Genomic DNA, 23,682 nt, shown 5'->3' with positions numbered 1-23,682 from the left:
GCGGTCCGTGGCGGCCCCTTCGGGGGGCCTGGATATTTTCACGACAATGAACCGGGGACGAGGTCAGAGGATCAGACCCTCGGCGCGGAACGATATCTCGCGCGATTTGCCGATCACCAAATGGTCGTGCAGCACGATCCCCAGCGCCGTCAGCGCTTGGAGGATGCGGCCGGTCATGTCGATGTCGCTGTCCGAGGGGGTGGGATCGCCCGAGGGGTGGTTGTGGACCAGGATCACCGCCGAGGCGTTGATCTCGAGCGCGCGCTTGGCAACCTCGCGCGGGTAGACGGGGACATGGTCGACCGTGCCGCGCGCCTGCTCCTCGTCCGCAATCAAGACGTTCTTGCGGTCCAGGTAGAAGATGCGGAACTGCTCGGTTTCCCGGTGGGACATGGTGGCGTGGCAATAGGCCAGCAGCGCGTCCCAGGAGGAGAGCACCTGGCGGTTCATCACCCGCGAGCGGGCGAGCCGGTGGGCCGCGGCCTCGACGATCTTGAGCTCGCAGACCACGGCGGGGCCGACCTCGGGCAAGGCCAGCAGGCGGGCGGGCGGGGCCGAGAGGACGGCGTTGAAGCTGCCGAAAGCCTCCATCAGGCGGGAGGCGAGGGGTTTGACGTCCTGGCGGGGCAGGGCGCGGAAGAGGACCAGTTCCAGCATCTCGTAATCGGGGATGGCTTCGGCGCCGCCCTCGGTGAAACGCCGGCGCAGGCGCTGGCGGTGACCGCGGATGTAGGAGGGTTGGCGCGGCGATGCCGCAGGCGGGGGTGGCGCCACGGGGGCCAGCCCCTGGGCATCAAAGAGGCCGGGTGCGGCGGAATCGCCCTCGGGGGTGGATGCGGAAAAGGGCCGGGCCATGGCCCGACCCTTTCACAAAGATCGTTAAGCGGGGTTTAATCGCATCCGGCTCAAACGGTGGATTAGCCCTTCATGCCGTCCCAAAAGGATTTGACCGAGTCGAAGAAGCTGCTGCCGTGGGGGTTGTTGTCCTCGGACAGTCGTTCGAATTCGCGCAGCAGGTCCTTCTGCTTGGAGGTCAGGTTGACCGGGGTCTCGACCGCCATCTCGATGAACATGTCGCCCGAGCCGCCGCCACGCAGGCGGGGCATGCCCTTGCCGCGCAGGCGCATCTGCCGGCCCGACTGGCTGCCGGCGGGGACCTTAACCCGGCTGCGGCCGCCGTCGATGGTGGGCACCTCGATGTCGCCGCCCAGGGCGGCCGCCGTCAGCGAGACGGGCACCCGGCAGAAGAGGTTCTCGCCGTCGCGCTCGAAAAGCGTGTGCTCGGCCACCTCGATGAAGATGTAGAGATCGCCCGCCGGTCCGCCGCGCAGCCCGGCCTCGCCCTCGCCGGCAAGGCGGATGCGGGTTCCGGTCTCGACCCCGGCGGGGATGTTGACGCTGAGCGCGCGTTCCTTCTCGACCCGGCCGGCGCCGCCGCAGGACTTGCAGGGGTTCTTGATGATCTGGCCGATGCCGCCGCAGGTGGGGCAGGTCCTTTCGACCGTGAAGAAGCCCTGCTGTGCGCGGACCTTGCCCATGCCTGAACAGGTGGGGCAGGCCTCGGGGACGGCGCCGCCTTCGGCGCCCGAGCCCTCGCAGGTGCCGCAGCGCACGGAGGTGGGAACGTTGATCGATTTCTGGACGCCAGCGTAGGCGTCCTCGAGGGTGACGCGCAGGTTGTAGCGCAGGTCCGAGCCGCGGGCGGCGCGGGGCTGACCGCCGCGACCGCGGGGGCCGCCGCCGACGAAATCGCCGAAGAGGTCGTCGAACACGTCCGAGAAGGCAGAGGCGAAGTCGCCGCCGCCGGGGTGGAAGCCGCCGCGGCCGTGGCCGGCGCTGGCGCCGTTTCCGCCCTCGAAGGCGGCATGTCCGTAGCGGTCGTAGGCGGCTTTCTTGGAGGGGTCCTTCAGCGCGTCGTAGGCCTCGTTGACCTCCTTGAACTGGGACTCGGCCTCGGGCTTGTCGGCGTTGCGGTCGGGGTGCAATTCCTTGGCCTTGGTGCGGTAGGCCTTCTTGATCTCGGCCTCCGAGGCGCCGCGCGATACGCCGAGAACGTCATAAAAGTCACGTTTAGCCATGGATCATCCATCCTTGAACACGCAGGCCGGCCCCGTTTCTGGAACAGGGCCGGCCCGTAGGTCTGTCTCGTCGCCTCAGGCGCGCTTGTCGTCGTCGATGTCCTCGAAGTCGGCATCGACGATGTCATCATCGACCGAGCGCGGAGACTCCTCGCTCTCGCCTTCCGGGGCCTCGCCCGCAGCCGATTCCTGCTGCGTCTTGTAGATGGCCTCGCCCAGCTTCATCGCGGCTTCGGTGACGTTCTGGATGCCCGACTTGATCTTGGCCGGATCGTCCTTTTCCAGGTCGTCCTTGAGGGCCGCGATGGCCAGCTCGATGGCTTCGATCGTGGTCGGGTCGACCTTGTCCGAATGCTCTTCCATCGACTTCTCGGTCGAGTGGATGAGGCTCTCGGCCTGGTTGCGCGCCTCGACCAGCTCGCGACGCTCCTTGTCGGCGTCGGCGTTGGCCTCGGCATCCTTGACCATCTGTTCGATCTCGTCGTCCGACAGACCGCCCGAAGCCTGGATGGTGATCGTCTGCTCCTTGCCGGTGCCCTTGTCCTTGGCCGCGACCGAGACAATGCCGTTGGCGTCGATGTCGAAGGTCACCTCGATCTGGGGCATGCCACGCGGTGCGGGGGGGATGTTCTCAAGGTTGAACTGGCCCAGCATCTTGTTGTCGGCAGCCATCTCGCGCTCACCCTGGAACACCCGGATCGTCACGGCGTTCTGGTTGTCCTCGGCGGTCGAGAAGATCTGGCTTTTCTTCGTCGGGATGGTCGTGTTGCGGTCGATCAGACGGGTGAAGACACCGCCCAGCGTTTCGATTCCCAGCGACAGCGGGGTCACGTCCAGCAGGACCACGTCCTTGACGTCGCCTTGCAGAACGCCGGCCTGAATGGCGGCGCCCATCGCGACAACCTCATCGGGGTTCACGCCCTGATGCGGCTCTTTGCCGAAGAACTTGGTGACCTCTTCCTTGACCTTGGGCATGCGGGTCATGCCGCCGACCAGAACGATCTCGTCGATGTCGTTGGTCGACAGGCCCGCGTCCTTCAGAGCTTCCTTGCAAGGCTTGATCGAGGCCTTGATCAGGTCGCCCACAAGGCTTTCCAGCTTGGCACGGGTCAGCTTCATGACCATGTGCAGCGGCTGGCCGCCCTTGGGGTCCATCGAGATGAACGGCTGGTTGATCTCGGTCTGGGTCGAGGAGGACAGTTCGATCTTGGCCTTTTCAGCCGCCTCTTTCAGACGCTGCAGGGCCATCTTGTCCTTGGTCAGGTCGACGCCGTTCTCTTTCTTGAACTCGTCGGCAAGGTAGTTGACGATCCGCATGTCGAAGTCTTCGCCACCCAGGAAGGTGTCGCCGTTGGTGGACTTCACCTCGAACAGGCCATCGTCGATCTCGAGGATGGTGATGTCGAAGGTGCCGCCGCCAAGGTCATAGACGGCGATGGTCTTGCTGTCCTTCTTGTCCAGGCCATAGGCAAGGGCAGCGGCGGTCGGCTCGTTGATGATCCGCAGCACTTCCAGACCGGCGATCTTGCCGGCGTCCTTGGTGGCCTGACGCTGGGCGTCGTTGAAGTAGGCGGGCACGGTGATGACGGCCTGCGTGACATCCTCGCCCAGATATTTCTCGGCGGTTTCCTTCATCTTTTGCAGGATCAGCGCCGAGACCTGCGCCGGCGAGAACTTCTCGCCATGCACCTGGACCCAGGCGTCGCCGTTGCCACCATCGACGACGGCATAGGGCAGGTTCTTGAGGTCTTTCGCCAGATCCGGGTCGTCGGCGCGGCGGCCGATCAGACGCTTGACGGCAAAGACGGTGTTTTCCGGGTTGGTCACGGCCTGACGCTTGGCGGGCTGGCCGACAAGACGCTCGTCATCCGTGTAGGCGACGATCGAAGGCGTGGTGCGTGCGCCTTCCTGGTTTTCGATGACCCGCGGCTGCGAGCCGTCCATGATTGCGACGCAGGAGTTGGTTGTCCCCAGGTCGATACCAATGACTTTAGCCATGTGCTCAGTCCTCTTTACGTTGGCGATGTTGGGGGGCGAAGGCCCGTTCCGGCGCCCAAGCCCCGATCCCAAAGACCGAAGCAGGGTGCCCCGATCACGTTCCGGTGGGTATATAAGTGCCGCCCTTGGGTGCTGCAACCTCGTGCAGGGGGGCAGAACGGCGAATTTTTCCCTTTGTTGCCTTGGTCGTGGGGCCGCGCTTGCGGATCCGGCGCCCGGGCTACAATCTGGGGATGCCGCAGCGCGGTGACAAGATCGGTGCGGGCCCCGCAGGGGCCGGGAAAAAGGACCAAGGACGATGGCAGACGGATTCTGGACGGCCCTGGCGGTGATGCTGGTGGCAGGCTCGGCGGTGGCGCTTCAGGCGCCGATCAACGGGCGGCTGGCGGCCCATGCGGGCGGCACGCTGGCGGCGGCGGTGATCTCGTTCGGGATCGGGCTGCTGGTGCTGGTGGCACTGGGGGTCATGCGGGGCGAGACGCCGTCGCTGGCCGGGCTGGCCCAGGCACCCTGGTGGGCCTTCGCGGGCGGGGCGCTGGGGGCGTGGTACGTCTGGGGATCGGCCTTCAGCGTGGGGTCGCTAGGGCTGGTGACGCTGGTCGCGGTGGTGATCCTTGGACAGGTCCTGACGGGGATGGTGATGGACGCGGTGGGCGCTTTCGGCCTGCCTGTGCGCGAGATTGGCTGGACCCGGTTGCTGAGCGTCGTGCTGGTGCTGGGCGGCGCCCTGCTGTCGCGGGTCTGATCCGATGGCAGACGATCCCGAAACCCGCCCCTTCCCCAGGCCCGACCTGATCGTCCGCGGCTTTCGCATCCACGAGGGGTTCCTTGACCCCGAGGCACAGGCCGCGATGGTCGAGGAGCTGCGCGAGGTCGCGCGCCTGGCGCCCTTCGTCACGCCCGAGACGCGGTTCGGCAAGAAGATGTCGGTGCGCATGACCTCGGCCGGCTCCCACGGGTGGATTTCGGACAGGCGCGGCTACCGCTATGCCCCGGCGCACCCCTCGGGCGTCGCATGGCCGCCGGTCCCCCCATCCGTCGCGGCGGTGTGGGATGCCGTCTCGGGCGTGGCGCGGGCGCCCGATTGCTGCTTGATAAACTACTATGGCGAGGGTGCGCGCATGGGGCTGCACCAAGATCGGGACGAGGCCGATTTCAAATGGCCCGTGGTCTCGATCTCGTTGGGTGACGAGGGGCTGTTCCGCATCGGGAACACCACCCGCGAAGGATCGACCGAGTCGATCTGGCTGCGCTCGGGCGACGTGGTGGTCATGGGGGGCGAGGCGCGGCTGACCCACCACGGGGTGGATCGGATCCGCTACAACAGCTCGACCCTGCTGCCCGATGGCGGACGCATCAACGTCACCCTGCGGGTTGTGACCTAGACAGTGAAACCGGCTGCGACAGGGCCTGTCAGCGCCCGGCGCTCCAGCTGGCGGACATGCTGCGGCGGGTGAAGAATTCCATCATCAGGCCCAGCACGATGCAGGTGATCGACAGGTAGACCGGGTACATGATCGACGTCTTCTGCGGCACATAGTTGATGAAGGTGAAGCCCCGCGCCTGATCGATCGTGTGGAACAGCGGGTTCCAGTCGAACATCATCAGCGCGGTCGCCGGCAGCGTGTTGGCGACGAACATCTTGCCCGAGGCGATCATGTTGGCCCGCTGGTAGATCGTCCGCACCAGCGAGAAGAAGCCCGGCGCCCAGGGCGTCACGGCCAGAAACAGCATGCCGATCGCGCAGCCCGAGAACCACGCCAGCAGGAACATCCCGAAGGTCGACACCGGGTCTTCGATCAGGATCGGGGTGAAGGCGGCGTGATAGAAGAACAGCACCAGAAAGACTGTCAGTGTCTGAGTATAAAGCGATCCCAGCGCGGCGCCCGCGATGGCGACGCCCGTGTTCATCGGCCCGTGCAGCATGATCGAAGAGGTCGGACCCTCGGCGCTGGCGACGGCGCCCACGGCCTTGGTGTGGGTCAGGAAGAGGAACACGCCCGTCATCATGAACAGCAGGAAATCCCCCCGCAGGGCCGCGCCCCGCAGGCCGAGGATCGAGAACATCAGCTGGAAGACCAGGATGAAGGCGACCGTGGTGGCGATGTTCATGATAAGGCCCAGAAGGGCGTTTCGGTGACCCTTGCGCTGCTCGCGCACGGCGACCTCGAATATCAGGGATAGCGTGACGAACGCGGACCCCAGAAAGGTCGTCGGTCTGCCGTTTGTGAACATGGTCCCACCTACCGTTACCCTGAACGGATCTTGCCGTCCGTCCGCACTCGCACCATAAGGTTTGAGACAGCATCTAGCAACATTGCGGCCATTTCGCGGCCCCGTAACGGAGGATTGATGACGTGCAGGGCGATCTGGGAAAACGGATGGAGCGGGTGTTCCGCAAGCTGGCGCTGGAAGCGGGCGAGAAGATCATGGAGATCTATGGCTCCGACGATTTCGGGGTCATGTCCAAGGCCGACGAAAGCCCGGTGACCGCCGCCGATCTCGCCGCCGACGCCATCATCTCGGCCGGCCTGGCCCAGGCCTTTCCCGATATCCCCGTCGTGACCGAGGAACAGGCAGCCTCGCACAGCGGGGCGGGGACCGAGTTCATCATCGTCGATCCGCTGGACGGCACCAAGGAATTCGTCAAGCGGCGGGGGGAGTTCACCGTCAACATCGCCTACGTGCGCGACGGCGTGCCCCTTCGCGGCGTGGTCTACGCCCCCGCCCGCAAGCGCATGTTCTACACCCTCGCCGATGGCACCAGCATCGAAGAGCAGGGGCCCTTCGGCGAAGAGCCAGGCGTCTGCGCGCCGATCCGCGTCTCGGACCCCGACAACGACGCGCTGATCGTCGTCGCCTCGAAAAGCCACCGGGACGAGGCGACCGACGCCTATATCTCGCGCTACGAGGTGGCCGAGGCCGCGAGCGCGGGGTCGTCCCTGAAATTCTGCCTCGTCGCGACGGGCGAGGCCGACCTTTACCCCCGGCTGGGGCGCACCATGGAATGGGACACTGCCGCGGGCGATGCCGTCCTGCGCGGCGCGGGCGGCCGGGTCGTCGACTTCGACCGGCTGGAGCCGCTGACCTACGGCAAGCCGGGCCACGCCAACCCGTTCTTCATCGCCCATGCGCCGGGCGTCGAGCTGAGGGAAGGCTGATGGCGGACAAGGACGGCAAGATGGCCCAGGACACCGAGCAGCCGCGCGTCCTGATCGTGATCCCGGCGCGCTATGCATCGACCCGTTATCCCGGCAAGCCGCTGGCCGAGCTGACGGGCGCCGACGGCGTCGCCCGCAGTCTGGTGCGCCGCACATGGGAAGCTGCCTGCCAGGTCGAGGTCGAGGTCGAGGGCGCGGCGCGCATCGTCGTCGCCACCGACGACGACCGCATTGCCACGGCCTGCGCCGAGTTCGGCGCCGAGGTGGTGATGACCCCCGAAAGCTGCGCCAACGGCACCGAGCGTTGCGCCGCGGCTCTGGCCGCGCTGGGCGGGCAATACGACCTGGTGGTCAACCTTCAGGGCGACGCGCCCCTGACCCCGCCCTGGTTCATCGAGGATCTGATCGCCGGCATGCTGCGCGATGGCGATGCCGAGGTGGCGACCCCCGTGCTGCGCGCCGATGGCGCGGCGCTGAACGGTTTTCTCGAGGATCGGCGCAACGGCCGCGTGGGTGGCACCACCGCCGTCTTCGACCGCTCGATGGCGGCGCTCTATTTCTCGAAAGAGGTGATCCCCTTCACCTCCGAGCGGTTCGACGACGCCGCCCCGACGCCGGTCTTCCACCATGTCGGTGTCTACGCCTACCGCCCCTCCGCGCTGGAGGATTACCTGGGCTGGAGCAGCGGTCCGCTGGAGGACCTGGAGGGGCTGGAACAGCTGCGCTTCCTGGAAAATGGCGCCCGACTTCTTTGCGTGCAGGTCGATGCCCGCGGCCGCCAGTTCTGGGAGTTGAACAACCCCGAGGACATCCCCCGCATCGAGGCGATGATGGCCCGGATGGGCATGTCGTGACGCCTGCGCGGCCCGAGAGTGATCCCGGCGCCGCGCACAAGGCCTGCGGCGACTGGCCCGCCGTCAGCGTCATCGTGGTCAGCCACGGGCGCCCCGATCTTCTGCCGCGCTGCATCGCCTCGCTGCGGACCCAGTTCCACCGTCCGCTCGAAGTGATCGTCGTGGCCGATGCCGCCGGGCTGGAGGCGCTGACGGGGCAGGACGACCTGAAGCTTGCGCGGCTGGACCTGCCCAACATCTCCCGGGCGCGCAACATGGGCCTTGCCCTGGCCGCCGCGCCGGTGGTGGCTTTCCTGGATGACGACGCCGTGGCGCGGCCCGACTGGCTGACCGGACTGATGGCGGGCTTTGCCCTGCCCGGGGTGGCAGCGGTCGGCGGCCACGTCATCGGGCGCAACGGCTTTTCCTACCAGTGGCGCACCCGCCAGGTCGACGCACAGGGCCATGCAGTGGATCTGGAAGCGGGGGCGGGGCCGGTCTACCTGCCTATCCCCGACCGCGATCACGCGGTCAAGCTGGAGGGGACCAACTGCGCCTTTCGCACCGCGACATTGCGGGCGATGGGCGGGTTCGACGAGGGGTTTCATTTCTACCTTGATGAGACGGACCTGTGCTGGCGCCTGCACAGGGAGGGGGCGGGCGTGGCCGTCGTGCCGGGGGCGCTGGTCCATCACGGGTTCGCGGCGAGTCGCCGGCGGACGACGGCGCGGGTGCCGCTGGATATGACCGAGATTGGGGCCAGCACCATGCTTTACCTGCGCAAGCACGCCCCGCCAGGCAGTCATGCCGGGGCGCTGGCCAGGCTGACCCGCGATCAGCACGCGCGTCTGTGCGACCACTTGCGGGCGGGCCGGCTGGATCCGGGTCAGGTAAATCGCCTGATGAAGACCCTCGCAAACGGCATCGCCGCAGGGCGCGGGCGTTGCCCGACACCTGCACCCACGTTGGGTGAGATACCCGCCTTCAAACCCTTCAAACCCTTCAACGCCTGGGGACGGCACGAGGCACAAGAGTTACTGGCCGGTCGCCCCTGGCAGAAAAAGCGGCTCTTTCAAAGGGCATCGAGGCTGGCCGAGCAGGGTATCCTGGCCCATGTTATCATCTTGTGGCCCGACGCCCGCTTTCATCGTCGCCGGTTCGATGCGCGCGGCTTCTGGGTGCAGGAAGGCGGTCTTTTCGGCCGGGCCGAGCGCGACGAGCCCCTCTTTCGCCTTGTCCGCTTCAGCCGCCGCGTGGCGAAGGAGGCACAGGGGTTCGCCCCGCCGTAAAAACCCCGCAAGGCGGTTGAAAGCGGGCCGTTTCGGGCCGATAACGGGGCGGTAAGGGCACGTAAAAAAACGGTGGCAACCGGAGCGTGTCCAACTAATTACTCAATTGTAACGGTTTTCCCGCCACATTCATGTGGTTTCACGGGGTCAGGTGTTCGAGTTTGAAGGGAGTTCGAGGTCAGATGAAACGCAAGGTCACCAAGGCCATCTTTCCCGTCGCGGGGCTGGGCACGCGATTCCTGCCCGCGACCAAGTCGATCCCGAAAGAGATCATGACCCTCGTCGACCGCCCGTTGATCCAGTACGCGATCGATGAGGCCCGCGCCGCCGGCATCAAGGAATTCATCTTCGTCACCTCGCGCGGGAAATCCGCGCTGGAGGATTATTTCGATCACGCCCCCGAGTTGGAGCATTCCCTGCGCAAGCGCGGCAAGGACGACCTGCTGGAGGCGCTGAAAACGACCAACATGGACAGCGGCGCCATCGCCTACATCCGCCAGCACAAGCCCCTCGGCCTGGGTCATGCGGTCTGGTGCGCCCGTCGCCTGGTCGGCAACGAGCCCTTCGCCGTCATCCTTCCCGATGACGTCATCGCCGGCGACGTGCCCTGCCTCAAGCAGATGGTCGAGGCCTTCGAGGAGACGGGCGGCAACATCGTCGCCGCCATGGATGTCCCCGAGGACCGGGCGCAGGCCTATGGCGTGCTGGACATCAAGGAAGATCGCGGTTCGATCGTCTCGGTCAAGGGCATGGTCGAGAAGCCGGCGCCCGGCACCGCCCCGTCGAACCTGGCGGTCATCGGCCGCTACATCCTGACGCCGCGCATCATGCAGAACCTCAACCGCATCAAAAGCGGCGCCGGTGGTGAGATCCAGCTGACCGACGCCATCGCCCGCGAGATCGACGAGACCGGAGAGGTCTTCGGCTATCGCTTCCGCGGCCAACGCTTCGATTGCGGCTCCAAGGCCGGGTTCCTTCAGGCCACGGTCGCCTTCGGCCTGTCGCGCGATGACCTGCGCGACGAGCTTTGGGCCTATCTCAACGAGATGGTCGCGACCCAGAAGGCCGCCCAGTAACCATGGCCCTGCAAACGCCGTCCCCTGTTGTGCTGGTTACCGGCGGGGCCGGCTACATCGGCTCCCACGCCTGCAAGGCGCTGGCGCGGGCAGGCTATGTCCCCGTCACCTACGACAACCTATCGACCGGCTGGCAGGACGCGGTGAAGTTCGGCCCGTTCGAGCAGGGCGAGTTGACCGATGCCGACCGGCTGGCCGAGGTTTTCGCCAAGCATCGCCCGGTGGCAGTCATGCATTTCGCTGCCCTCAGCCAGGTCGGCGAATCCATGGAGAAACCGGGCCTCTACTGGCGCAACAATGTCGCCGGCTCCCTGACACTCATTGAGGCGGCGGTCGCGGCCGGGTGCCTGGATTTCGTCTTCTCCTCGACCTGCGCGACCTATGGCGACCAGGACGGCGTGGTTCTGGACGAGAACAGCGCCCAGCACCCGATCAACGCCTACGGCGCTTCGAAACGCGCGATCGAGGATATGTTGGCCAATTTCGGCGTCAGCCACGGGCTGCGCCACGTGATCTTCCGCTATTTCAACGTGGCCGGGGCCGATCCCGACGGGGAGGTTGGCGAGTTTCACCGCCCCGAGACGCATCTTGTGCCATTGATGCTGGACGCGATCGACGGCAAGCGGCCGGCGCTGACCATCTTCGGCACCGACTACGACACGCCCGACGGCACCTGCGTGCGCGATTACGTCCATGTCTGCGACCTGGTCGACGCCCATATTCTGGGGCTGCGGTGGCTGCGCGACGGGCATCCCAGCCGGGTCTTCAACCTGGGCACCGGCACGGGTTTCTCGGTTCGCGAGGTGGTGGATGCCAGCGCCGGCGTCACCAACCGCCCCGTCCCCGTGGTGGAGGGGCAGCGCAGACCCGGCGATTGCACGCGGCTGGTCTCGGGCAGTTCGCGCGCGCGCTCGGAACTGGGCTGGGCGCCGGAACGGTCCCAGATGCGGACGATGATCGCCGACGCCTGGCAATGGCACCAGCATGGACATTACGACCGATAGCCCCCGCTGCCGGCTGCTTGACCTGACCCGGCTGATGTCGCGGGTGGGTCGGGGGGCGGCAACCGGCGTCGACCGGGTGGAGGCCGCCTATCTGGACGAGCTTCTGCGCCGTCCCGACCCATGCTTTTTCCTGATCCGCACCGGACGCGGCTACCTGCTGTTGGACCGGGCGGGGGGCATGGCTCTGCGCGACCGGTTCGAGGGGCGGGTCCGTTGGGGGCGCGCCGACCTGACCAGCCTGCTGTCGCCGCGCCTGTCGCAGGCCCGCAAAAGGGCCGAATCCGACGCCCGCCGCCTGTGTTTCGGCCGCTGCGGCAAACCCGGTCTGACCGACCTGGTGGCACAGGCCCTGCCCACCGGCGTCAGCTATCTCAACGTGGGCCTTGCCAACCTGGATGCGGCGGGCCTGGCGGCACTGGGGGCGGTGCCGGGGCTTCAGATCGCGGTGATGATCCATGATACCATCCCGTTGGATTTCCCGCAGTTTCAGGCCCCCGGCAGTGTCGAGCGGTTCCGCGCCCGGCTGACGGCGGTGGCGACCTATGCCGCGCTGATCCTCTGCAACTCCGAAAAAACACGGGCGGATGTGCAGCGTCACCTTGAGGGACAGCGCCAGCCGCCGATGCTGGTCGCCCATCTGGGCGTCACCCCCGCCCCGCCCGACCCCGGGGCCCTGCCGACAGCGGCGCAGGGCGATCGCCCCGGCTTCGTCGTGCTGGGCACGATCGAGCCGCGCAAGAACCACATGCTGCTGTTCCGGGTCTGGGAAAAGCTGGCCGAGGATCAGCCGCCCGAGGAGATGCCGCTTCTGCACGTCATCGGGCATCGGGGCTGGAACAATGCCGAGGTGTTCGACTGGCTCGAGGTTTCGCCCCTCAGCGGCCGGTTCGTGCTGGAATATTCCAACCTGACCGACGGGGCGGTCACCGCGTTGCTGCAAAAATCGCGGGGGCTGCTCTTTCCCAGCCACGCCGAGGGCTTCGGCCTGCCCCTGGTCGAGGCGGCCGCGCTGGGGGTGCCGGTCATTGCTGCACCACTTGAAGTTTTTCGCGAGATTCTAGGCGATTACCCGGTTTACCTGCCTATGGGCGACAGCTATTCTTGGGTTAACGAGATCAAAGCTCGACTTGGGCTAAAGACGTCGGTGAACGCGCAAACCGTCGAAGGCCTGTCCCGCCTGCTGGGCTGGAGCACGCATTTCGACGCCGTTTTTCGCCGGATCTGATCGCGGTGATCCGACCAGGGAACAGGGTGCCAGTGAAATGACCGGGCTATGGGCGCGCTGACGTCATACCGACTCCGGCTGGAACGAAAACGTTGGCGCGTGCGGGCCTTCCGCAAGCGGCGCGAGCTGAGATCCGTGGTCAACCGCACCAGCGCCATCCGCTCCAGCGACATCCTTGTCTTCTCGACCATGCGCAACGAACGCGCGCGGCTTGAATATTTTCTGCGCTTTTACCGCGAGCTGGGGGTGAACCATTTCCTGATGGTCGACAACGCCTCCGACGACGGCTCGCGGGAGTTTCTGCGCGAACAGCGCGACGTGTCGCTCTGGACCACCGGGGCCAGCTACAAGCGGTCGCGCTTCGGGGTCGACTGGCTGAACTGGCTTCAGATGCGCTATGGTCACGGGCACTGGACGCTGGTCGTCGACCCGGATGAATTCTTCGTCTACCCGTTTTGCGACACGCGCCCGTTGCGGGCGCTGACCGACTGGCTGGATGCCTCGTCGATCAAGTCCTTCGGCGCCATGCTGCTGGACATGTACCCCAAGGGCGCGATCAGCGACGTGCCCTACACGCCCGGCCAGAACCCTTTCGAGATCGCCAATTGGTTCGACAGTTCGAACTACACGATCAAGCGGAACCGGCTTTACGGGAACCTTTGGGTGCAGGGCGGGCCGCGGGCGCGGGCGTTCTTCTCGGACCTGCCGGAACGGGCCCCTGCACTGAACAAGATCCCGCTGGTGAAGTGGCACCGCTCCTACACCTACGTCAGCTCGACCCACATGCTGCTGCCGCGCGGCCTGAACCAGGTCTACGACGAGTGGGGGGGCGAGAAGGCGTCGGGCTGCCTGCTGCACGCCAAGTTCCTGGACACGTTCGCCGAGAAATCCGCCGAGGAGCTGACGCGCGGCCAGCATTACGCCAACAGTCACGAATACCGCGCCTACCACTCCAAGCTGAAGGACGACCCCTCTCTCTGGTGCAAGTGGTCCGAGAAGTACATCAACTGGCGACAGCTTGAGATCCTGGGCCTCATGTCCAAGGGGAACTGGGCATGAGCGTCGGTTTCGTCATGCTTGTCCACACGGCGCTGGACCGGGCCAGCCAGGTGGCGCGCCACTGGGCGTCACGCGACTGTCCGGTGGTGATCCACGCGGACAAGCGGGTGCCGACGAAGCGATTCCGCGCCTTCATGGAATCCCTCTCGGACCTGGAGAACATCCGCTTCACCTCGCGCCGCCGCTGCGAATGGGGGACCTGGTCGCTGGTCGCCGCGACGCAGGAAGTGTCCGAGGTGATGCTGCGGGAATTTCCCGAGGTGCGGCACGTCTATTTCGCCTCCGGCTCCTGCATGCCCCTGCGGCCGGTGAGCGAGCTGAAGGATTACCTGGCCAAGCGGCCCAACACCGATTTCATCGAAAGCGTCACCATCGAGGATGTGCCCTGGATCGTCGGTGGCCTCGATCATGAACGCTTCACCCTGCGCTTTCCCTTCTCGTGGAAGCGGCAGCGGTTCCTGTTCGACCGCTACGTGCAGATCCAGCGCGCCCTGCGCGTCAGACGCAAGATCCCCGAGCGCATCGATCCGCACATGGGCTCCCAATGGTGGTGCCTGACCCGCCAGACCCTGTCGGCCCTGTTGGAGGATCCGGACCGGGCCACTTTCGACCGCTACTTCAGGCGCGTGTGGATCCCCGACGAAAGCTATTTCCAGACGCTGGTGCGCCTTTACTCGCGCCAGATCGAAAGCCGTTCGCTGACGCTGAGCAAATTCGATTTCCAGGGCAAGCCGCATATCTTCTACGACGATCACCTTCAGCTTCTGCGCCGGTCCGACTGTTTCGTGGCGCGCAAGATCTGGCCCCATGCCGACCGGCTCTACGAGACGTTCCTGTCGGGCAGCCGCACCACCATGGCCGGGACCGAACCCAGCCCCGAGAAGATCGACCGCGTCTTTGCCCAAGCCGTTGACCGGCGGACCCGGGGGCGCGCCGGGCTGACCATGCAGTCGCGCTTTCCCAACGACGGGTGGGAGAACGGCCGCACCGCCGCAACCTACTCGGTGTTCGAAGGGTTCAACTGTCTTTTCAACGATTTCGAGCAGTGGCTGACGCGGCGCACCGGCACCCGGGTGCATGGCAACCTGTTCGATCCGCGCCGGGTGCAGTTCGCGGGCACGGAATCGACCTATAACGGGGCGTTGTCGGACAGCGCGGCGCTGCGTGACTATGATAGCGAGGCGTTCCTCATCAACCTGATCTGGGCCACCCGGGGCGAACGCCAGAGCTTTCAGTTCGGGCCCGCCGACAATCAGGACATCTCGTGGTTCCTGGCCAAGGACAGCAACGCCCAGGTCAACGTCATCAGCGGCGCCTGGGCCTTGCCGCTATTCCATTCCAATCGAAACTTCTCCGAGATCCGCAAGGAGGCCGCGCGCCTTCAGAAGATCGAGGGCGAGCATCTGAACATCCTGCGCTCTCCCTACACGAAGGCACGGGTGCGCATCTGGACCCTGGCCGATTTCATCCAGGACCCGATGACCAACCTCCAGGACATCCTGGACGAGACTGGGCCACGCTCATCCCGGCGGCTGACCGAGGTGCCGCAGATGATCGACATGACCGGCTTCGGGCAGTTCCTGCAGAACCTGAAGAACCAGGGCATGAAGCCGGTCCTGATGGGGGACTTCCCCGCCGGTAACGACGTGGCGACCGCCGCCGCCATCCCCGCAAAACCCTATCTGGTGAGGTGACGCCACGTGGCCCGCAAGTTCGATTATTTCGTGATTTTCGCCGAGATGCGCACCGGCTCCAATTTCCTTGAACGCAACCTGGGCGAGTTCAAGGACATCAACATGTATGGCGAGGCCTTCAACCCGGACTTCATCGGCCGGCCCAACTGGCCAGAGCTCTTCGGCCAGAGCATGGAGGCGCGGGATGCCGATCCCAAGGGGCTTCTGACCAACATGGCCGCCCAGGCACGGGCGCTGCCCGGCTTCCGCTTTTTCTTCGACCATGAGCCGCGGGTGATCGACGAGATGTTGGAGAACCCGCGTTGCGGCAAGGTCGTGCTGACGCGCAACCCGCTGGACAGCTATGTCTCGGTCAAGCTGGCCTCGAAGACGGACCAGTGGATCCTGACCGACATGAAGGACGCCAAGCGGGCGATGATCAATTTCGACCTGCAGGAGTTCGAGGCCCATCTCGACCGGCTGCAGGAGTTTCAGCTTCGGATCCTGCGCGGCTGTCAGGTGACGGGGCAGGCGCCCTTCTACATCAATTACGACGACATCAACGACGTGGCCGTGCTGAACGGTCTGGCGCGCTATCTGGGGTCGGAAGACCAGCTTGAGGATCTGCAGCGACACCTCAAGCCCCAGAACCCGGCGCCGATGACCGAGAAGGTGCGCAACTACGACGAGATGAAGCGCCAGTTGGCCAAGCTGGACCGGTTCGACCTGTCGCGCACCCCGCAGTTCGAACCGCGCCGCCCGCCCAGCGTGCCCACCTACTTCGCCACGCCGGGCCGGCCGCTGCTGTTCCTGCCGATCCGGGGCGGCCCGGTGGAGCCTGTGCTGGACTGGATGGCCGCGCTGGATGGCTGCGGGCGCGACGAGCTGGTTTCGGGCATGACCCAGAACAGCCTGAAGGAATGGAAGCGCGATCACGAGGGGCTGCGCAGCTTTGCCGTGCTGCGCCACCCGGTCGAGCGGGCGCACGCCACCTTCTGCCAGTATATCCTGTCGACCGAGAAGGGCGCCTACCTGGAGATCCGCAGGCGCCTGCGCAAGAAATACAACCTGCCGATCCCCGAGGGGGCGGTAGGTGCCGATTACAGCGCCGAGAAGCACCGCATCGCCTTCATCGAGTTCCTCGAGTTTCTGCGGGGCAATTTGGCCGGGCAGACGGCGATCCGGGTCGACTCGGCCTGGGCCACCCAGACAGAGGTGCTTCGCGGCATGGCCGAGGTTTCGGTCCCCGACCGTCTGATCCGCGAAGAGGAGCTGACCGCCGGCCTGGCCGAACTGGCCCGTGCCGTCGGCGTCGATCCGACCGGCATCAAGACCACGCCGCCGGCCGCGCCCCAAGCGCTGGAAAAAATCTATGACGAAAAGATCGAGGCCGCGACGCGCCGGGTCTACCAGCGCGACTACCTGAATTTCGGGTTCGCGGACTGGGGCTGACGGCGCAGGCCGCCCGCCAGCCGCGACCGCGATGCCGTCAGGCTGCCTGGCTGGCGGGGCCTTCGGCGAAGATGGCGTAAAGGGTCGCCGGCTCCAGATTGGCGCGCAACTTGGTGCAGATCGCAGGGTCGCGCATGGTGCGCGATACCAGTGCCAGCGACTTCAGGTGATCGACGCCGGCCTGCTGAGGGGCCAGCAGCGCGAAGATCAGGTCGACCGGCTGGCGGTCGACCGAGTCGTAGGGCATCGGCTTTTCGAGGCGCAGGAACATGCCGCACATGCGGTCCAGCCCGTCGATGCGGGCGTGGGGCAGGGCAACGCCGTGGCCCACCCCGGTCGGACCCAGGCTTTCGCGTTCCTGCAGGCCGTCGAAGGCGGTCGCCGGGCAAACGCCATAGGCGGAAGCGGCAAGCTCTCCCAATTCCTGGAAGAGCCGCTTCTTGCTGGTCATGTGACCGACGACCCTGACGGCCCCCGGTACGAGGATCTTGGTAAGTTCCATGCCTTTGATCGTCCCTGCCTCAGATCCCCGCTCAGGGGTCAGCCGCTAGATTTCGGATCGATCCAGCCGATGTTTCCGTCATCGCGCCGGTAGACCACGTTCAATCCGTCACTCGATTCATTCCGGAACACCACCAGGGGGGCGTTCGACAACTCCATTTGCATGACCGCCTCTCCTACGGAGACCGAGGGGATCTTGGCCTCGGTTTCGGCGATGATGATCGGTTGCAGCGACTCGGGCTCGTTCTCTTCCCCGGTGTCCTCCGATGCGGCGAGGATATACGAAGACCCGCCCGAAAGTTCAACCGGGCCTGCCCGATCGCGGTGATGGTTTTTCAGGCGTCGTTTGTAGCGGCGGAGCTGCTTTTCCATCTTCTCGCCGCAGGAATCGAATGCGGCATAGATATCAGTGGCATGCGCCTTGGCCTGAGCGGTCAGGCCGGTCGAAAGATGCACGGTGGCTTCGCAGACATGTTCATGGGCGTTGCGGGAAAACACGACCAAAGCGTCGGTCGGTCGCTCGGAATATTTCCCGATGATCGCGGCCAGTTCGTCCTTCACGTGCTGTTGAAGCGACTCGCCCACGTCGATTTGCTTGCCGGTAATCTGGTAACGCATGGCACCTCCTTAAGGATTGTTTGATGCTACAGGTAATCGCTTGAACCGCCTCCATCGTTCCGCCGCGAATCTAGGGAAAAACAGGGTTTTGCGACTTGGGCATTTCCCCGCCGGCGCGGCCCTGAAACCCGCGCGGGTTGTGGTGAAGAGACGGAGGGAAATGCGGTCGTCATCCCTTATATTTGGGACCGGAAGCGGGGTCTCTGTCAACTCTTGAACTCTTGGTCAAATCTTCCCATGATTCCGTTCCGGCAGCCGGGCGCGGCGGCTGATTTCCGCAAAATCAGTTTTCAATCAAAGACTTGTGCGAATGTGCTGCGACTCGGGGCGTCGCGGCACGGGCCCGCATGACCTCTCGGAAAGGGGTTCAGACCGCGTTCACCCTATCTTCAGGAAATGCGGAAATTCTGACCGAGGTAGACCCGGCGCACATGCTCGTCGCGGACGACCTCGTCGGTTGTGCCGCTCATCAACACCTTGCCGTCATGCAGGATGTAGGCGCGGTCGACGATTTCCAGCGTCTCGCGGACGTTGTGGTCGGTGATCAGCACCCCGATGCCACGGGTCTTGAGGTCGGCGACGAGGTTGCGGATTTCGCTGACGGCGATGGGATCGACCCCGGCGAAGGGCTCATCCAGAAGCAGGTATTTCGGGTTGGCCGCCAGGCAGCGGGCAATCTCGACCCGGCGCCGTTCCCCGCCCGAGAGCGACAGGGCCGGCGCGCGCTTCAGATGCTCGATCGAGAACTCCGATAGCAGCTGTTCCAGCCGCTCGCGGCGGCGATTCGGCTTGGGCTCCACGACCTCCAGCACGGCCAGGATGTTCTGCTCCACGCTGAGTCCGCGAAAGATCGAGACTTCCTGCGGCAGATAGCCGATGCCCATCTTGGCCCGGCGATACATGGGCAGCGTTGTGGCGTCGCGCCCATCGATCAGGACCTTGCCGCCCTCGGGCGTGACAAGGCCGGCGATGGAATAGAAACAGGTGGTCTTGCCCGAGCCGTTGGGACCCAGAAGCGCCACGACCTCACCCCGGCCGAGGTGCATCGAGACATCGCGGATGACGGGCCGCTTGCGGTAGGATTTGCGCAGATGCTCGATCCGCAGGCCGCCGTCGGCCTGGGCCAGCGTCAGGTCGGGCGAGCCGCCGGAGGACGCACTGGCCGACGGGCTGGATCCGTCACCGGCCACCGCCCCCGAAGCCTGTCCGGGTTCGTTGTCGCGCGGTCCCAGGGTCACCGGTTGCCCGTCTGCAGGATGGTCTTCACCCGCCCGTCCATCTGCCCGGTGCCGTCGTTCAGGTTCACCGTCAGGCGTTCGCCCGAGATCGCGTTCGGCCCCTGCGTCAGGATCACGTCGCCCGTCATCACGACCTGGCCGGATTCAAGGGTGTAGATGGCCTCGCGCGCCTCGGCGGCTTCCTGGCCGTTGACGAAGGTGACGCCGCCGGTGGCGACCATCTTGCGAATGTCGTTGGAACCGTCCTGAGCATATTCGACCCGGATGGTCCCGGCGGTCATGCGCATCTCACCCTGGCCGACAAGGACGTTGCCGGTGAAGACGGCTGTGCCGTCGCTCTGGCTGACGGAAAGGCTGTCGGCGGTGACTTCGACCGGCAGGCTGCTGTCGACCTTCAGGCCGCCGAAAGCCACCTGGGCCTGGGCAATCGCAGCCTGGGGCAGGGCCGCCCAGAGCATCCCGGCGGCAGCGGCGGCAAGTGCCATCCTTACGGTCGAAAATCGCACGAGACGTCCTTTCTGAAGGGTTATTCGGGCTTGTATACCAGTTTCACGCCGCCTTGGAAAAGCAGAACGTAGCCGCCCTGCGCCTCTCCGCCGTTGTCCCCCGCGGCGGCCATTCCCGAGCCGTCGGTCAGCTCCATCCGGCCGGCTTCCAGATGGCCCATCGGCCCGTCGGCAACGATGCGTCCGGGCGATACGACCTGGGTCCGGTCCATGCGTGTGGCAAGGGCGTCCGTAGTGATCGTGTAACCGGTCGAGGTCACGATCGTGACATCGCGGCGCAGGTCGACGGTGCTGGTGTCGGTGTCGATCGCCCCCTCGCGGGCGGACATGTCGACGACGGTGCCGTCGGGGGCGGTCAGACGGGCCGACAGGCCGCTGGCCGTGGCCTGGGAAGGCTTGGCCAGGTTGGGCCGTGCGGTGGCCGCGCGCACCGTGATGGCCGAGCCGTCGCCCATGACGGTGGAATAAGTCGGCTCTCCGATGCCCTGGCCGCGCGCCAGCTCGTGCACGTCGACCTCGGCATAGGGGATCGCGCTTTCATGGTCGACGCTGCGCGAGAAGAGAACCAGCGTCGACAGCAGGCCCAGCGCGGCCAGCGGCAGGATGATCTTGGCCAGGGCCACGAACCGGGAATACCGGTTGTCGGCGCGCAGCATGTCAGGCCACCCCGGCCCGCAGGCAGTCGTGGATGTGCAGGATGCCGATCGCCTTGCCGGCGGTGTCGGGGGCCACCACGAACAGGCAGGTTATCTTCAGCCGGTTCATCAGCGCCACGGCCTCCTCGGCCAGGGCGTCGGGGGCGATGGTGCGGGGTGTCGCGGTCATCACCTCGCGGGCAGTGAGGTCCAGCAGCCCGTCCATGTGGCGGCGCAGGTCGCCGTCGGTGATGATGCCGGTCAGGGCGCCGGTCGCGTCCTGGACACCGGCGACGCCGAAGCCCTTGCGGCTGATCGCGAGCAGGGCGTCGGCCATCGGGGCATCCTGGTCGATCATCGGCAGCTCGTCCGCGCCGTGCATCAGGTCGCGGACCTTCGATAGGCGCGCGCCCAGCTTGCCGCCGGGGTGGTAGTCGCGGAAATTCTCGGGCGTGAAGTCGCGGTGTTCCATCAGGGCGATGGCCAGCGCGTCGCCCAGCGCCAAGGTCATGGTGGTCGAGGTGGTGGGCACGATGCCCTTGTCACAGGCCTCCTCGGCCGGGGGCAGAAGAATCGCCACGTCCGAGCGGGTCATCAAGGTCGAGCCGGCCCGCCCCGCGATGCCGATCAGCGGGATGTCGAAGCGGCGGGTATGGGCGATGAGGTCGGCCAACTCGGGCGTCTCGCCCGAGTTCGACAGCACCAGCGCCACGTCGCCCCGGGTCATCATGCCCAGGTCGCCGTGGCTGGCTTCGGCGGGGTGGACGAAATGCGCGGGCGTCCCGGTCGAGGCGAGTGTCGCGGCAATCTTGCGCCCTACATGGCCCGATTTGCCCATGCCCGAGACAATGATGCGGCCGCGGGCCGACAGGATCAGCTCGACCGCCGCGACGAAGCTGTCGCCCAGCGCGCCTTCGAGGGCGCGCAGCGCCTCGGCCTCGCGGGCGACCACGCGGCGGCCTGCGGCAAGAAGGGTACCGGCCTGGCCGCCGACGGAGCCCTCGCGGGGGGCGGCTTCGGTGCTGTCCGGGGCTTGGGGGTTCGACTGTTCCATCCGACCTATCTAGTGCGAGAAGATGTCGATTTCAGCCCAGCCGGCAAGATCCAGCCGGGCGCGGGTGGGCAGGAAGTCGAAGGCGGCCTGGGCCAGTTCGGTGCGGCCCTCGCGTTCCAGCATCGTGTCCAGCGCCTCCTTGACCTTGTGCAGGTATAGCACGTCCGAGGCCGCATAGCTCAGCTGTGCGTCGGTCAGGTTCGGTGCGCCCCAGTCGCTGCTTTGCTGCTGCTTGGAGATGTCGATGTTCAACAGCTCCTGCAGCAGGTTCTTCAGCCCGTGGCGGTCGGTGTAGGTGCGCACCAGCTTCGAGGCGATCTTGGTGCAATAGACCGGGGCCGCGGTGACACCGAAGGCATGGAGCATCGCGGCGATGTCGAAACGGCCGAAATGGAACAGCTTCAGCACGGCGGGGTCGGCCAGCATCCGGCACAGGTTGGGCGCGCTGGTCTGTCCCTTCTCGATCTGCACAAGGTGGGCGTTCCCGTCGCCGCCGGAAAGCTGGACGACGCACAGCCGGTCGCGATGGGGGTTCAGGCCCATCGTCTCGCAGTCGATGGCCACGATCGGCCCCAAGTCCAGCCCGTCGGGCAAGTCGCCCCTGTAAAGGTGGTTCGCCACGTCGGTCCGTCCTTCTTCGAATTGCGAAAACTCTGCCGGCACTACCGAAACCGGGCCATTTGCGCAACTGCGTCGTGCGTCGGCGCCGATCCGGGGGTGTGCCGCCTCAACCCTCTCTTAACCATCTGCGGTATCAACTTGTCGGCACAGGACTGCCCGGGCGGCATTGCCCGGGGTGGGCCGCGCGGGTTGCGCAATGGCCCATCCCCATTCGCCCGGCCGGAGATGCCCGTGACCAGCCCCCTCCATGCAGCTATCAGCGGTGCCGCCTCGGTCGGGCTGGGCGTCGGCGCCGCGTTGCTGTTCGAGGGGGCAGGCATGCCGCTGCCCTGGATGCTGGGGCCGCTTTTCCTTTTCGCCATGCTCAGCCTGACGGGAATGGGCCCGACGGGCCGGGGCAAAGGGCTGAGGCTGGGTTTGCCGGTGGGGCTTCGGGTCGTCTTCGTGCCGGTGATCGGGGTGATGATCGGGGCCCGGATCACCCCCGATATTGCCACCGAGGTGGCGCGATGGTGGCCAAGCCTGCTGATTGTGGTGCCCTACATGGTCGTGGTCCAGCTGATCAATGCCGCGATCCTGCGCCGGCTGGGCGGTTATGACCGGCCGACGGCGTTCTTCGCCGCAAGTCCCGGTGGTTTGGTCGAGGCGGTGCTGATCGGCGAGGCAAATGGCGGCAACGGCCCCTTGATGTCGATGCAGCATTTTGCGCGGCTCACCTTGTCGGTCTCGGTGATCCCCCTGTTGCTGAGCCTTGAGATGGGGCAGCCCGTTGGCGTCGTGCCGCCAGATGATAGCCTGGCGTCGGGCATCGAAGGGATATTCGATGTCCTGCTGATGGCCGCCGCCGGGGTGGCCGGGGTCTACCTGGGGCGCGGCCTGCACATCCCCGCCGCCATCATGCTGGGCCCGCTGTTGCTGAGCGCGATCATCCACGCCACCGGCATGACCGAGGCCCAGATCCCCGACGCGCTTTTGAAGGCGGCCCAGCTTGTGATCGGCACGACGCTGGGCGCGCGTTTCGCGGGGCCATCCACGCGGGACCTGTTGAGGGGGCTGGGGCTGGCCGTGCTTGCGCTGGGCTTTTCGCTATCCGTCGCCTTGGGTCTTGCGGTGATGACCGCGGGCCTTGGCCTGGCCGAGGCGGAGGTTGCGTTCATCGCCTTCGCGCCGGGCGGCCTGATCGAAATGGGGCTGATCGCGATCGCGCTGGATGCCGACCCGGTCTTCGTGGCCACCCATCACGTCATGCGGATCGGGCTGGCGGTGACGATCGCGCCCTGGCTCTACCGAATGCTCCATGCCCGTCCCCGGGGCTGAACCGCTTATCAGGCCCGGTCGCAGTATTTTCGCACGGGCTACCGCGCGCCCGCAGAAAACTCGCGGCCGTAAATGCCGCATTTGCACACGGACATGTGAACGGGTATCGATTTGGCATGAAAAGCGACGCAAACCCGTCGTTTCATGGAAGGGAAGACTGAAATGCACGGATTTACCCGGTGGCTGCTCGGTGTGGGGGTGGTCATCGTTGCCGGCATCCTTGTGCCTTACGCAATACTCGGAGGGGGCGAGCCCTCCTTCGACATCCTGATCTTCTGGTGTCTGTTCGGGGCGGCGATCGTCGTCCTGGTCGGCATCGGTGTCGCCCGTTGGAGGGCCTGAGC

General features: G+C 66.0%; 24 protein-coding genes. 13 read left to right on the top strand and 11 right to left on the bottom strand.

The window, feature by feature from the left end:
• Positions 1-63: 63 nt before the first annotated feature.
• From radC to dnaK, 3 genes are all read right to left on the bottom strand, one after another.
• Positions 64-855: a RadC family protein gene (gene radC, locus CLV77_RS13170; RefSeq protein WP_083707776.1), complete on the bottom strand. Its 792-nt coding sequence runs from the start codon at positions 853-855 to the stop codon at positions 64-66.
• A 62-nt stretch (positions 856-917) separates the two neighbouring features.
• Positions 918-2,078 carry a molecular chaperone DnaJ gene (dnaJ, locus tag CLV77_RS13165; RefSeq protein ID WP_076979891.1) on the bottom strand — a complete coding sequence of 387 codons (1,161 nt, stop codon included), beginning with the start codon at positions 2,076-2,078 and terminating at the stop codon, positions 918-920.
• 75 nt (positions 2,079-2,153) lie between these two features.
• Positions 2,154-4,076, bottom strand: a complete 1,923-nt coding sequence (gene dnaK / locus CLV77_RS13160) for a molecular chaperone DnaK (protein WP_076979892.1) — start codon at positions 4,074-4,076, stop codon at positions 2,154-2,156.
• A gap of 298 nt (positions 4,077-4,374) precedes the next feature.
• On the opposite strand from dnaK, the gene CLV77_RS13155 reads away from it, so the two are divergent.
• Entirely contained in the window at positions 4,375-4,821 is a 447-nt protein-coding gene (locus CLV77_RS13155; protein WP_076979893.1) for a DMT family transporter, read from the top strand.
• A 4-nt stretch (positions 4,822-4,825) separates the two neighbouring features.
• Positions 4,826-5,461, top strand: a complete 636-nt coding sequence (locus CLV77_RS13150; protein WP_076979894.1) for an alpha-ketoglutarate-dependent dioxygenase AlkB family protein — start codon at positions 4,826-4,828, stop codon at positions 5,459-5,461.
• 28 nt (positions 5,462-5,489) lie between these two features.
• On the opposite strand, the gene CLV77_RS13145 is transcribed toward CLV77_RS13150, so the two are convergent.
• On the bottom strand, positions 5,490-6,311 hold the full coding sequence (locus CLV77_RS13145) for an ABC transporter permease (protein ID WP_076979895.1): 822 nt from the start codon (positions 6,309-6,311) through the stop codon (positions 5,490-5,492).
• A gap of 146 nt (positions 6,312-6,457) precedes the next feature.
• Between CLV77_RS13145 and cysQ the strand changes: the two genes are divergently transcribed.
• The 9 genes from cysQ (at position 6,458) to CLV77_RS13100 (ending at position 16,848) form a co-directional block, all read left to right on the top strand.
• Positions 6,458-7,237, top strand: a complete 780-nt coding sequence (gene cysQ / locus CLV77_RS13140; protein WP_076981093.1) for a 3'(2'),5'-bisphosphate nucleotidase CysQ — start codon at positions 6,458-6,460, stop codon at positions 7,235-7,237.
• Entirely contained in the window at positions 7,237-8,091 is an 855-nt protein-coding gene (locus CLV77_RS13135; RefSeq protein WP_233128132.1) for a 3-deoxy-manno-octulosonate cytidylyltransferase, read from the top strand. Before cysQ ends, CLV77_RS13135 begins: the two co-directional genes overlap by 1 nt.
• Positions 8,088-9,359, top strand: coding sequence for a glycosyltransferase family 2 protein (locus CLV77_RS13130; RefSeq protein WP_076979896.1), 1,272 nt, complete (start codon positions 8,088-8,090; stop codon positions 9,357-9,359). Before CLV77_RS13135 ends, CLV77_RS13130 begins: the two co-directional genes overlap by 4 nt.
• A gap of 182 nt (positions 9,360-9,541) precedes the next feature.
• Positions 9,542-10,435 carry a UTP--glucose-1-phosphate uridylyltransferase GalU gene (galU, locus tag CLV77_RS13125; RefSeq protein WP_076979897.1) on the top strand — a complete coding sequence of 298 codons (894 nt, stop codon included), beginning with the start codon at positions 9,542-9,544 and terminating at the stop codon, positions 10,433-10,435.
• Between the two features lie 29 nt (positions 10,436-10,464).
• Positions 10,465-11,439 carry a UDP-glucose 4-epimerase GalE gene (gene galE / locus CLV77_RS13120; protein ID WP_244901598.1) on the top strand — a complete coding sequence of 325 codons (975 nt, stop codon included), beginning with the start codon at positions 10,465-10,467 and terminating at the stop codon, positions 11,437-11,439.
• On the top strand, positions 11,420-12,664 hold the full coding sequence (locus tag CLV77_RS13115; protein ID WP_076979899.1) for a glycosyltransferase family 4 protein: 1,245 nt from the start codon (positions 11,420-11,422) through the stop codon (positions 12,662-12,664). Before galE ends, CLV77_RS13115 begins: the two co-directional genes overlap by 20 nt.
• A 48-nt stretch (positions 12,665-12,712) precedes the next feature.
• Positions 12,713-13,723, top strand: a complete 1,011-nt coding sequence (locus CLV77_RS13110; RefSeq protein WP_076979900.1) for a glycosyltransferase family 2 protein — start codon at positions 12,713-12,715, stop codon at positions 13,721-13,723.
• Entirely contained in the window at positions 13,720-15,417 is a 1,698-nt protein-coding gene (locus tag CLV77_RS13105) for a DUF5927 domain-containing protein (RefSeq protein ID WP_076979901.1), read from the top strand. The genes CLV77_RS13110 and CLV77_RS13105 overlap by 4 nt, the downstream gene beginning before the upstream one ends.
• Positions 15,418-15,423: 6 nt before the next feature.
• A complete protein-coding gene (locus tag CLV77_RS13100) occupies positions 15,424-16,848 on the top strand; it encodes a sulfotransferase family 2 domain-containing protein (RefSeq protein WP_076979902.1) in 1,425 nt (474 codons plus the stop codon).
• 37 nt (positions 16,849-16,885) lie between these two features.
• Here the strand turns inward: CLV77_RS13100 and CLV77_RS13095 are convergent, their stop codons facing one another.
• The 7 genes from CLV77_RS13095 to CLV77_RS13065 all read right to left on the bottom strand — a co-directional run bounded on the left by CLV77_RS13095 (position 16,886) and on the right by CLV77_RS13065 (position 22,021).
• A complete protein-coding gene (locus CLV77_RS13095; RefSeq protein WP_076979903.1) occupies positions 16,886-17,350 on the bottom strand; it encodes a PTS sugar transporter subunit IIA in 465 nt (154 codons plus the stop codon).
• Positions 17,351-17,388: 38 nt separating this feature from the next.
• Positions 17,389-17,967 carry a ribosome hibernation-promoting factor, HPF/YfiA family gene (hpf, locus tag CLV77_RS13090; RefSeq protein WP_076979904.1) on the bottom strand — a complete coding sequence of 193 codons (579 nt, stop codon included), beginning with the start codon at positions 17,965-17,967 and terminating at the stop codon, positions 17,389-17,391.
• A 389-nt stretch (positions 17,968-18,356) separates the two neighbouring features.
• Complete coding sequence (lptB, locus tag CLV77_RS13085; RefSeq protein WP_076981095.1) at positions 18,357-19,100, bottom strand: LPS export ABC transporter ATP-binding protein; 744 nt, start codon at positions 19,098-19,100, stop codon at positions 18,357-18,359.
• Positions 19,101-19,201: 101 nt separating this feature from the next.
• Positions 19,202-19,690: a lipopolysaccharide transport periplasmic protein LptA gene (gene lptA / locus CLV77_RS13080; protein WP_076979905.1), complete on the bottom strand. Its 489-nt coding sequence runs from the start codon at positions 19,688-19,690 to the stop codon at positions 19,202-19,204.
• A gap of 41 nt (positions 19,691-19,731) precedes the next feature.
• Positions 19,732-20,367 (bottom strand): LPS export ABC transporter periplasmic protein LptC, encoded by a 636-nt coding sequence (gene lptC, locus CLV77_RS13075; protein ID WP_076979906.1) that lies wholly within the window; start codon positions 20,365-20,367, stop codon positions 19,732-19,734.
• Between the two features lies 1 nt (position 20,368).
• Entirely contained in the window at positions 20,369-21,400 is a 1,032-nt protein-coding gene (locus CLV77_RS13070) for a KpsF/GutQ family sugar-phosphate isomerase (RefSeq protein ID WP_083707777.1), read from the bottom strand.
• Between the two features lie 9 nt (positions 21,401-21,409).
• On the bottom strand, positions 21,410-22,021 hold the full coding sequence (locus CLV77_RS13065; protein ID WP_076979907.1) for a ribonuclease D: 612 nt from the start codon (positions 22,019-22,021) through the stop codon (positions 21,410-21,412).
• Between the two features lie 231 nt (positions 22,022-22,252).
• Here CLV77_RS13065 and CLV77_RS13060 point away from each other — a divergent pair, with 231 nt between their 5' ends.
• Both CLV77_RS13060 and CLV77_RS13055 read left to right on the top strand, forming a co-directional pair.
• Positions 22,253-23,338, top strand: a complete 1,086-nt coding sequence (locus CLV77_RS13060) for an AbrB family transcriptional regulator (RefSeq protein ID WP_157802064.1) — start codon at positions 22,253-22,255, stop codon at positions 23,336-23,338.
• A 162-nt stretch (positions 23,339-23,500) separates the two neighbouring features.
• Positions 23,501-23,680 carry a hypothetical protein gene (locus CLV77_RS13055; protein ID WP_076979909.1) on the top strand — a complete coding sequence of 60 codons (180 nt, stop codon included), beginning with the start codon at positions 23,501-23,503 and terminating at the stop codon, positions 23,678-23,680.
• Positions 23,681-23,682: the final 2 nt, after the last annotated feature.

The sequence above is a fragment of the Brevirhabdus pacifica genome, assembly GCF_002797755.1.
Taxonomy (GTDB): Bacteria; Pseudomonadota; Alphaproteobacteria; order Rhodobacterales; family Rhodobacteraceae; genus Brevirhabdus; species Brevirhabdus pacifica.
The sequence above is the reverse complement of the archived record's forward strand: the minus strand, read 5'-3'. Positions and strand labels throughout refer to the sequence as shown.